The organism is Streptomyces sp. NPDC054932 (genome assembly GCF_053610205.1).
In genome coordinates this window covers 1-9,666 of sequence record NZ_JBSGXU010000255.1, presented here as the reverse complement: position 1 = coordinate 9,666, position 9,666 = coordinate 1, and the positions used below count along the sequence as shown (strand labels likewise).

Here is a 9,666-nt window from a genome sequence, read left to right as displayed (position 1 = left end):
CCGCCGTACAGCAGGTCGGCGAGGTCGAAGCCGCTGTCCCGGCCTGCCACCGCGGCGAGGCGGTCGACGGTCGCCCGGAAGCCGGGGAACCCCTCGTACAGGTCCCGCATCATGCCCGGCCGCTGACTGCCCTGCCCGGGGAAGAGGAGGGCGAGGCGGCGCCGATCGGCCGGCAGCGGGGCCTCGGCGGCGAAGGCGCCGTCGCCGAGGTCGCCCCGGTCGCCGTCGGCGAGCTGCCGCCGGGCGCGGCGCAGCCTCTGGACGAACGCCTCCGTGTCCTCGGCCACGATCGCGAGCCGGGTCTTCAGCGGGCGGCGGGAACCGAGGGTGTGGGCCACGGCTGCCAGCGGCGCGGGGTCCGCCGTGTCGAGTGCGTCGAGAAGGTCGCCGATGTGCTGGTCCAGCAGCTCGGGGCTGCCGGCCGAGAGCAGGACGAGCCGGGGCCCACCGGCCCCGGTGCGGTCCGGAAGGTGACCGGGGGCCGGGACGGGGGAGGGGGCGGGCCGCTCTTCCAGAACCACATGGACGTTCGTCCCGCCGAAGCCGAACGAGCTGACGGCGGCCCGGCGCGGAGTGCCGGACTCCGGAAAGGGCCGGGCGGTGTCGGCGAGGCGCAGGCCCGCGGCGTCGATGCCCAGGTCCGGATGGGGGGCGGTCTTCGGCTGAGGGACGATCGTGCGGTGGTGGACGACCAGGGCCGTCTTGATCAGCCCGGCGATGCCCGCGGCGGACAGGGAGTGTCCGATGAGGGCCTTGCCGGCACCGAGGTAGCACAGGGAGGGGTCGTCGTCGGGGTACTCGGTGCGCAGCCGGCGCAGCGCCTCCACCTCGGTGCGGTCGCCGGTGGTGGTACCGGTGCCGTGGGCCTCCAGGAAACCCACGGTGGACGGGGGTACCCCCGCGTCGTCGTAGGCCCGGCGCATGGCGCGCAGCTGGCCCTCGGGGGCGGGCGCCAGCGGTCCGGGGGACGCGCCGTCGTTGGCGGAGCCGATGCCCCTGATCACCGCGTAGACGCGGTCGCCGGCGGCGAGCGCGTCGGCGAGCGGCCGTACGACGACCGCGCCGGCGCCCTCGCCGAGCACGAAACCGTCGGCACCCTCGTCGAAGGGGCGGCACACCCCGGTGGCGGACAGCGCCCGGAGCGTGGAGAAGCCGATCAGGCTGTCGGGGGTGAGGTTGAGGTACACGCCGCCGACGACCGCGATCCGGCAGCCGCCCTGGCGCAGTTGCGCCACGGCCTGGTCCAGGGCGACCAGCGAGCCGGAGCAGGCGGCGTCGACGGCGAAGCTGGGTCCGCCGAGGTCGAAGTGCCGGCTGACGGTGCCGGGCGCCATGTTGAGCAGGCTCCCCGGCAGGCTGAACGCCTGGACGGCGCCGAGGGCTCCCGCGTGGTCCTTGAGGGCGTCGAGGAGGTCGCCGTGGTCCGCCTCGGCCCGTCGGGCGTCGTCGGCCAGGGCGATGGCCCGGATGGGGGCCGACATCAGGTCCTTGTAGTCGGACACCGACATTCCGCAGAAGACCCCGGTGTTCTCCCGGTCGAAGTCGCCCCGGCCCAGCCCCGCGTCGTCGAGGGCCTCGCGGGTGACGTCCAGCAGCAGCCGGTGCTGCGGGTCCATGGCCTTGGCGCGGGAGGGCGGTACGCCGTAGTGCAGGGCGTCGAAGCGGTCCACGTACTCCAGGAAGGCGACCTGGTCGGTGTATGCGGCATGGGGGGCCGACGGATTACCGGGTTCGTGGAAGGTCTCATGGTTCCAGCGCTCCCTCGGCACGGCGGAGAACTGCCGCTTCCCGCCGAGCAGGAGCTTCCAGTAGGCGCTGACGTCGGGAGCGCCGGGGAAGCGGCAGCCGAGTCCGGTGATGGCGATGTCGGTCATGAGAGGTCTTCCTTGTCGTGATGCCGTGCTCGGGACGGGGGAGGGAGCGGGTGGGGACGGGGGTGCGCACCGGGGGTCAGTGGCGGGCGCGGGCCGGGGTGCGCAGGGCGGGCCGGGCCGTGGGACACCTGCGGGCGGGAGCCGGCGGGGGACGCGGCGCCGGGCCCGGTCGCCCGGGCCGCAGGAAGGGCGGCGCCCACCAGTTCAGGCCGCCCGCCAGGCGCATGAGCGCCGGTACGAGGACACCCCGTACGAGCGTGGCGTCGAGGAGGACGCCGAGGCCCGCGCCGATCCCGAAGAACTGCAGGAGGGAGACCTGCGAGGTGCCGAAGCTCAGCAGGGTGAAGGCGAGCAGGGCGCCGGCGGTGGTGACGATGCCGCCCGTGCGGGCCATGCCCGAGACGATCGAGCGGGCGTTGTCCTGCCCGGCGTCGTGCGCCTCCTTGATGCGGGCGAGGACGAACACCTCGTAGTCCACCGAGAGCCCGAAGACGATGCAGAACAGCAGGACCGGCATGGTCGTACTGAGGGGTCCCGGGGTGAAGTCGAGCAGGTGCTGCAGGTGACCCGACTGGAAGACCCACACCATGGCGCCGAGGACGGCCGCGAGGCTCAGCGCGTTCAGCGCGATGGCCTTCAGCGGCAGGAGCAGGCTGCGCGTGAAGCCGAGCAGCAGGGCGAAGGTGGTGACGGTGATCAGGGCGAGCGCCAGCGGGATCCGGTCGCCCACCGTGGCCTTGGCATCGACCAGGACCGCGCTCGGCCCGCCGACGAGCACTTCGGTGCCGGCCGGGGCGGGGACCGCGCGGATGTCGTGGACGAGCTGCTGGGCGGCGTGCGACTGGGGGTCGACCAGCGGCACCACGGAGAGCCGGACCGGGCCGTCGCCCGCGGGCCGGGTCGCGGCTCCGGCCGGTGCGAGGGCCGCTGCCCGCTCGCCGTACCGGAAGCCGCCGTCGGGTCCCACGACCTGGGCGACCTGCGGGAACGCGGACAGCCGGCGGGCGTAGTCCGCCCGTTCCTTCGGGGGGACGCCTTCCTTCGTGACGACGGTCAGCGCGCTGGAGCCCTTCATGTCGAACCGGTCGCGCACCAGGTCACCGGTCTGACGGCTGGATGCGCTCACCGGCAGCGCCCGGTCGTCGGGGGTGGCGAAATCGGCGTGCGCGAACGGTGCGGAGAGCAGCACCAGCAGGCCGATCACCGGCAGCGCCGCGATCAGCGGGCGGCGTACGACGATCCGCGCCAGCCCCTCCCAGAGACCGGACCGGGAGCCGGTCCGGACCCGGCGGCGCCACGGTACGGCCCAGGCGTTCACCCGCGGACCGAGCAGCGCCAGCAGGGCGGGCAGTACGGTCACGGCGCTCACCGCCGCGATCACCACCACGGCGATGCCCGCGTAGGCGAAGGAGCGCAGGAAGTACGGCGGGAAGACCAGCAGCGTGGCGAGCGCGGCGGAGACCGTCGCGGCACTGAAGGCGATCGTGTGACCCGCGGTGCGCACGGTCCGAACGGCGGCGGTGCGCGGGACGTATCCGGCGGCGAGCTCCTCACGGAACCGCGAGACGATCAGCAGCCCGTAGTCGATGCCGAGCCCCAGGCCGAGCGCAGTGGTGAGGTTCAGCGCGAAGACGGACACGTCGGTGACACTGCCGAGGATGCTCAGGACCAGCAGCGTCCCGGCGATGGCCAGTACCCCGATCAGCAGGGGCAGGGCCGCGGCGACCACACTGCCGAAGACCAGGACCAGCAGGATCAGGGTGCCCGGCAGGACGACGGACTCGGCGCGCTTCAGGTCGGACTCGGAGATCTCCTGGAGCTCGGCGTCGACGAGTGCGCTTCCCCCGACGTGCACGGTCAGCGCCGTCCGGGCGTCGGCCGCGGTACCGGCGGGTGCGTCGGAGGGTGTGTCGGCCGGGGTGGCCAGTTCCTCGCGCAGCCGGTCCACGCGGGCTCCGCGCTCTTCGCCCTCGCCCGCCACGTGCGCGACCAGCATCGCCGCGCGTCCGTCCCGGCTGCGCAGCTCCGCCGCCCCACCGGTCCAGTAGGAGGTCACGGCGCTCACGTGCGGCTGCGCGGCGAGTTTCTCGGTCAGCTCCTTGCCCGCGCTCCGGGCGGCCGGGTCGTCCACGGAACCGCTGCGGGGCTGCGCGACGAGGACCAGGTTCGGGGACGCGCCCAGGCGCTCGGCGGCCAGCTGCGCGGCGCGGCTCGACTCGGAGCGCGGATCGTCGTATCCCTGCGACTTCAGCCGTCCGGTCGCATCCGTGCCGAACACGACGGACAGGACGAGGAACACGAGCGCGGCCACCAGGACGAGTCGGGGGCGACGGGTCACGAAGGCCCCTGCGCGGCGGAACATGGGTGCCTCCGGTGCGGACGGCGATCGGCTCCTGCTTCTTGCGCAGGAAGGTCGCTATCCACCGTGCCCGGGGGCGGGACGAGGCCGTAGTCCCGGCCATTCGTACCTTGACAGGAGCGGAGCGGACGGGATCCCGCGGGCGCCGACACGCAGGGTGACATTGCGTGCCCGCGGGTCACTCGATGTGGTGGGTCCGGGGTGGGAGTTGGCGGCGCCGGAGTGCGTCCGGTGCGTCCGCCGCCGACTATGGGCGGCGTACCACCTCCACTGCCGCTGTCAGGAGCTCACCATGCTGGAGCGCAAACTGCGCAAGGACCGCACCGAAGTCACCTTCATCCTGCCCGTCGACACCCCGCCGGGACCGGTCAGCGTGGTGGGCGACTTCAACGACTGGCAGCCCGGTGTCCACACCCTGGCCCGCCGGAAGGACGGCAAGCGCGCCGTGACCGTCGAGCTGCCCAGCAAGAGCACCCATTCGTTCCGGTACCTGGCGGCCGGGGACTACTGGTTCAACGACGAGAGCGCGGGTGACCAGGACGGCCCCAACAGCCGCCTGCACACCTGAGCGAACGGACTCCTCGCAGATCGGGGCGCGCCCCGGCCGCAGATCCTCCGGCACAGGGGGCGGCGGCCGGGGCGCGCCGCTGTCGTCCCCTGCCGCACGTCCTGTCCCGAGGAAGTTAGGTTAGGATTACCTAATCGTTCAACAGTGCATATTTGTGGGCGAGTTGGTGGTCTCTCCCTCCTGGCTGCCCGATTTGTCTATCGACAGCACGCCATCGAATCAGCTTAGCTTTGCCTAAGTTCCGGTCGCGGCTGCGTCAGCGTGCCGACCCGTCCGGGCGGTGGCGAGCGCCACTGACCGTGCTTCCCCCCGGTGGATCGAAGGGATGACGTAGAGCGACATGGGCACGATCGCAGTGGAACGCCCCGTGCCCGGGGGCGTCACAGAGGCCCGTAGGCGGCGGCTCGCCGGCTCCGCCGTCCTGGTGCTGGTCCTCCTGGCCGTCATGGTGGTGTCGCTGGCCGTCGGCGCGCGTGCGCTGACCCCCGCCGAGGTGTGGCGCGGGTTATCGGCGGCGCCGGACCCCGATCAGCGGCTCACCGAGATACGGCTCATCGTGCGGACCGTACGGGTGCCCCGCACGGTCCTCGCGCTCGTGGCGGGCGTGGCGCTCGGAGTGAGCGGCGCGCTGATCCAGGGGTACACGCGCAACCCGATCGCCGACACGGGCCTGCTGGGGGTGAATTCCGGTGCCTCGTTCGCCGTCGTGCTGGTGATCGCCCTGTTCGGCTTCGCCAATCCGTTGCAGTACGTCTGGTTCGCCTTCCTGGGCGCCGCGGTCGCCGGTGTCATCGTCTTCGGCCTGGCGAGCATCGGCCGGGGGGCGGGCAACCCGCTGACCCTCGCCCTCGCCGGACAAGGGGTCACGGTGTTCCTCGCCGCGATGACCACGGCGGTCGCGCTGTCGGACAAGGCCTCGCTGAACGCCCTGCGCTTCTGGAACGCGGGCTCCGTGGCCGGTGTCGGCTTCGACGTCATCTGGCCGGTGATCGCGTTCATCGCGGTCGGACTCCTGCTGGCGCTGATCACACTGCCCGCCCTCAACCTGCTCAACCTCGGCGACGACGTCGCACGGGGGCTCGGGGTGAACATCGCGCTGAGCCGGACCGTCGGCATCGTCGCCATCACCCTGCTGGCGGGAGCGGCGACGGCGGCGTGCGGCCCCATCGCCTTCCTCGGCCTGATGGTCGCCCACATGGCCCGGTACCTCACCGGGCCGGACTACCGCTGGCTGGTGCCGTACGCGGGACTGCTCGGTGCCATCGTCCTGCTGGTCTGCGACATGGCGGGGCGGCTGCTGGTGCGGCCGGGGGAGCTGGACGCGGGTGTCGTCGTGGCCCTCCTCGGAGCCCCGTTCTTCGCGGCCCTGGTGTGGCGCGGAAAGTTCAAGAGCGCATGACCGGGACCGACGTGAAGGCATCGGTGACGCCGGGCGTGCGGCTCGGCCCCGTCTCGTTCGTGTGGCGGCCCTGGGTCGTGTGCGTCACGCTGCTGCTGGCGGCGGCGACGTTCCTCGTGTTCTGCCTGTCCATCGGCGTCGGGGACTTCCCCATCGGCCTGCCCCAGGTGATCACCACCATCCTGGGCGGGGGCGAGCAGGTGGACAAGTTCGTGATCATGGACCTGCGGATGCCGCGCGCCCTGGCCGGTCTGGTCGTGGGCGTCGCACTGGGGGTGTCCGGGGCGCTCACCCAGTCCATCGCGCGCAATCCGCTGGCCAGCCCGGACATCCTGGGGATCACGGGGGGCGCCGGCGCGGTCGCGGTGTTCCTGGTGACCGTGTCGGGCGGGACCGCCGCGGCGGTCGTCAACTCCGTGGGGCTGTCCGGAGCGGCGCTCGCGGGCGGCCTCGGCACGGGCCTCCTCGTGTACTTCCTGGCGTGGCGGCGCGGGATCGACGGTTTCCGGCTCATCCTCATCGGCATCTCGGTGAGTGCCGTGATGGAGGCCGTCACGACCTGGCTGCTGGTCACGGCCGACATCAGGGACGTCGCCCGGGCTCAGGCGTGGCTGATCGGCTCGCTGGACAACCGCTCGTGGGACGACGTGGGCGTGGCGCTGTGGTGCTCCCTCGTGCTGCTGGCCGTCGTGACGGGCGTCGCGTTCCAGTTCAAGCCGCTGCACCTGGGCGACGACGTGGCCGCGGGTCTCGGTGTCCGGTACACGCGGGTGCGGGCGGTGCTCCTGCTGTGCGCGGTGCTGCTGGCCGGTGTGGCGGTGAGCGCGGCCGGCCCGGTCCCGTTCGTGGCCCTGGTGGCGCCGCAGGTGGCGATGCGCCTGGCGAAATGCCCGACGCCGCCGATGGCGGCCTCCGGGCTGGTGGGGGCCCTGCTGCTGATCGGCGCGGACCTGGTCGCCCGTACGGCCCTGCCGATCACCCTCCCGGTGGGCGTGGTGACCGCTGTGATCGGCGGTCCCTTCCTCATCCATCTGCTGGTGCGGGCCAACCTCCGCTAGCTGCTCGTTGACATCTCTTCAGACATGCCTACTTCAGGGGGAGTTGTGGCCGTTTCGCAGATGACCGGCGTCGAATCCGGGGGAGAGGAGGACGCGCGGCTGGCGGCCAGAGGGGTCACGGTCGGATACGGCGGCCGGGTCGTCATCGACGACCTCCACGTGGCGGTCCCGCCGCGGGTGATCACCACGATCATCGGCTCCAACGGGTGCGGGAAATCGACCCTGTTGCGGACCCTGTCACGGCTGCTCAAACCGACCAGCGGAACGGTCGTGCTGGACGGTGAGGACATCGGCCGGCTCAGAACCAGGGAGGTGGCGAAGAAGCTCGGGCTGCTGCCGCAGGCGCCGGTCGCGCCGGAGGGCCTCACGGTGGCCGACCTCGTCGCCCGGGGCCGCCATCCGCACCAGAGCTGGCTGCGGCAGTGGTCGTCGGACGACGCCGACGTCGTGGCGCGCGCCCTGGCCATGACGGGGGTGTCCGACCTGGCGGACCGTCCCGTCGACGCGCTGTCCGGAGGGCAGCGCCAGCGGGTCTGGATCTCCATGACGCTGGCTCAGGGCACCGACCTGCTGCTGCTCGACGAGCCGACCACCTATCTGGACCTGGCGCACGCGATCGACGTCCTCGACCTGGTGGACGACCTGCACGAGTCGGGCTGCACCGTGGTCCTGGTCCTGCACGACCTCAATCTGGCCACGCGCTACAGCGACAACCTCATCGTGATGAAGGCCGGTTCGATCCTTGCGCAGGGGCACCCCCGTGACGTGATCACCGCCGAGTTGTTGTACGAGGCGTTCGGGCTGCGCGCCAAGGTGATCGACGATCCGGTGGGCGACCGGCCGCTCATCGTGCCCATCGGCCGCACCCACGTGCGGCTTCCATAGATCAAACAAAGTTACGGAGCAAGTAAGGCTAGGCTAGCCTCACTTGAGCGCGGTAGGGTTTGGCTGCCCTCGGGCGGGACTGCAATGGACGGCGCGAAAGCAAGGGATTTCGGATGCTTTTCGATCGAACGACACGTACGGCGTCCTGGAAGCGGTTGGCGGCGGTCGTGTCCGCCGCGACCCTCGGGGTCGGCCTCCTGACCGGATGCGGTTCCGACTCGGCGGACCAGGCGGACAAGAAGAGCGACAACGCCCCGGCCGCCGGAGGCACGTTCCCGGTCTCCGTGGAGCACGCGTTCGGAACCACGAAGGTCGAGAAGGCCCCCAAGCGGGTCGTCTCCGTCGGATACACCGACGACCAGGCCATCCTGGCGTTCGGCATCAAGCCGGTCGGCATGGTCGACCAGTACCCGAACCCGCCGGGCACGTCCCCCGACATCAACACCCAGTGGCCCTGGGTGAAGGACAAGTGGGGCGACACCCGCCCCGAGGTCGTCATGAACAACGGTGACGCCGGCCCGAACTACGAGAAGATCGCGGCCCTGCGGCCGGACCTGATCATCGCGGTGTACTCCGAGATCGACCAGGCGGGCTACGAGAAGCTCTCCAAGATCGCCCCGACGGTGGGCCGCACCAAGGCCGAGAAGGAGCCGTTCAGCGCTCCCTGGCAGGACAACGCCGTCCACATCGCCAAGGCGCTCGGCCAGGAGACCAAGGGCACCGAGCTCGTGAAGGGCATCCAGGACAAGCTCGACGCGGCCAAGAAGGCACACCCCGAGTTCGCGAACCAGACCGCCGTCCCGCTGTCCTGGTACAAGGACTCCGTGGCCCCGTTCACCACCACCGACGTGCGCGGACGGCTGGTGACGGGCATCGGCTACAAGGGCCAGACCGAGATCGACAAGATCGCGGACGGCAAGTTCTACACCACGCTCTCCCCCGAGCGCATGGACCTCGTCGACGTCGACCGCATCTTCGTCATCGCCGACAAGGCGGACCAGGAAGCGCTCAAGAAGTTCCAGCTGTTCACCAACCTGAACGCGGTCAAGAACGGCAAGGTCTCCTACCTCCTCGACAGCGAGGGCCCGGCCGTCGGCGCGGCCATGTCCCAGGGCACCCTGCTCTCCCTGCCGTACGCCATCGACGAACTCGTCAAGTCGGTCGGTCAGGTGTGAGCATCACCGCCACGCGCGTCGCCCCGTCGACCCTGCGCACGACGACCGGACGCGAGGCCACCCGCTGGGTCGCGGCGCACTGCCGGGAGGTGCCGTGGCTGGCCTCCGCCACCGTGTTCACCACGGTGGCGGGGGCGGCGCTCCAGGTGCTGCCGCTGCTTCTGCTCGGCCGGGTCGTCGACGGGGTGGTCGCGGGCGGTCCGCGCTCGATCCTGGTCACCACCGGGGTGCTGATGGTGGCCGCCGCGCTGCTCGGCGCGGCGGCCACCGCCCTGTCGACGTACCTCATCGGGCGCCTCGGCGCGGACCTGCTCGCCCGGCTGCGCGAAGGCGCCGTCCGGGCGGTGC

Annotated in this window: 7 protein-coding genes and 1 pseudogene; 6 read left to right on the top strand and 2 right to left on the bottom strand. The window is 71.8% G+C overall.

What is annotated here, in order from left to right; genetic code table 11:
* On the bottom strand, positions 1 to 1,874 hold a 1,874-nt coding region (locus ACWGE1_RS37575; RefSeq protein WP_453424957.1), incomplete at its 3' end, for a beta-ketoacyl synthase N-terminal-like domain-containing protein.
* 76 nt (positions 1,875 to 1,950) lie between these two features.
* On the bottom strand, positions 1,951 to 4,212 hold the full coding sequence (locus tag ACWGE1_RS37570) for an MMPL family transporter (RefSeq protein WP_453424956.1): 2,262 nt from the start codon (positions 4,210 to 4,212) through the stop codon (positions 1,951 to 1,953).
* Positions 4,213 to 4,525: 313 nt separating this feature from the next.
* On the opposite strand from ACWGE1_RS37570, the gene ACWGE1_RS37565 reads away from it, so the two are divergent.
* The 6 genes and pseudogenes from ACWGE1_RS37565 to ACWGE1_RS37540 form a co-directional block, all read left to right on the top strand.
* Positions 4,526 to 4,801: an isoamylase early set domain-containing protein gene (locus tag ACWGE1_RS37565; RefSeq protein ID WP_030384091.1), complete on the top strand. Its 276-nt coding sequence runs from the start codon at positions 4,526 to 4,528 to the stop codon at positions 4,799 to 4,801.
* Between the two features lie 340 nt (positions 4,802 to 5,141).
* On the top strand, positions 5,142 to 6,200 hold the full coding sequence (locus tag ACWGE1_RS37560) for a FecCD family ABC transporter permease (RefSeq protein WP_453424955.1): 1,059 nt from the start codon (positions 5,142 to 5,144) through the stop codon (positions 6,198 to 6,200).
* Positions 6,197 to 7,258 carry a FecCD family ABC transporter permease gene (locus ACWGE1_RS37555; RefSeq protein WP_453424954.1) on the top strand — a complete coding sequence of 354 codons (1,062 nt, stop codon included), beginning with the start codon at positions 6,197 to 6,199 and terminating at the stop codon, positions 7,256 to 7,258. The genes ACWGE1_RS37560 and ACWGE1_RS37555 overlap by 4 nt, the downstream gene beginning before the upstream one ends.
* A gap of 60 nt (positions 7,259 to 7,318) precedes the next feature.
* Positions 7,319 to 8,143 carry an ABC transporter ATP-binding protein gene (locus tag ACWGE1_RS37550; RefSeq protein ID WP_453424958.1) on the top strand — a complete coding sequence of 275 codons (825 nt, stop codon included), beginning with the start codon at positions 7,319 to 7,321 and terminating at the stop codon, positions 8,141 to 8,143.
* Between the two features lie 113 nt (positions 8,144 to 8,256).
* Positions 8,257 to 9,318, top strand: coding sequence for an iron-siderophore ABC transporter substrate-binding protein (locus tag ACWGE1_RS37545; protein WP_453424953.1), 1,062 nt, complete (start codon positions 8,257 to 8,259; stop codon positions 9,316 to 9,318).
* A pseudogene (locus tag ACWGE1_RS37540) lies at positions 9,315 to 9,666 on the top strand (ABC transporter ATP-binding protein); the annotation flags it as partial. The gene ACWGE1_RS37545 and the pseudogene ACWGE1_RS37540, both read left to right, overlap by 4 nt.

Bases quoted from the DNA above. Each gene is read 5' to 3' on its own strand.
- ACWGE1_RS37560 (WP_453424955.1), top strand. From the start codon at position 5,142: ATGGGCACGATCGCAGTGGAACGCCCCGTGCCCGGGGGCGTCACAGAG.
- ACWGE1_RS37545 (WP_453424953.1), top strand. From the start codon at position 8,257: ATGCTTTTCGATCGAACGACACGTACGGCGTCCTGGAAGCGGTTGGCG.
- ACWGE1_RS37550 (WP_453424958.1), top strand. From the start codon at position 7,319: ATGACCGGCGTCGAATCCGGGGGAGAGGAGGACGCGCGGCTGGCGGCC.
- ACWGE1_RS37565 (WP_030384091.1), top strand. From the start codon at position 4,526: ATGCTGGAGCGCAAACTGCGCAAGGACCGCACCGAAGTCACCTTCATC.
- ACWGE1_RS37555 (WP_453424954.1), top strand. From the start codon at position 6,197: ATGACCGGGACCGACGTGAAGGCATCGGTGACGCCGGGCGTGCGGCTC.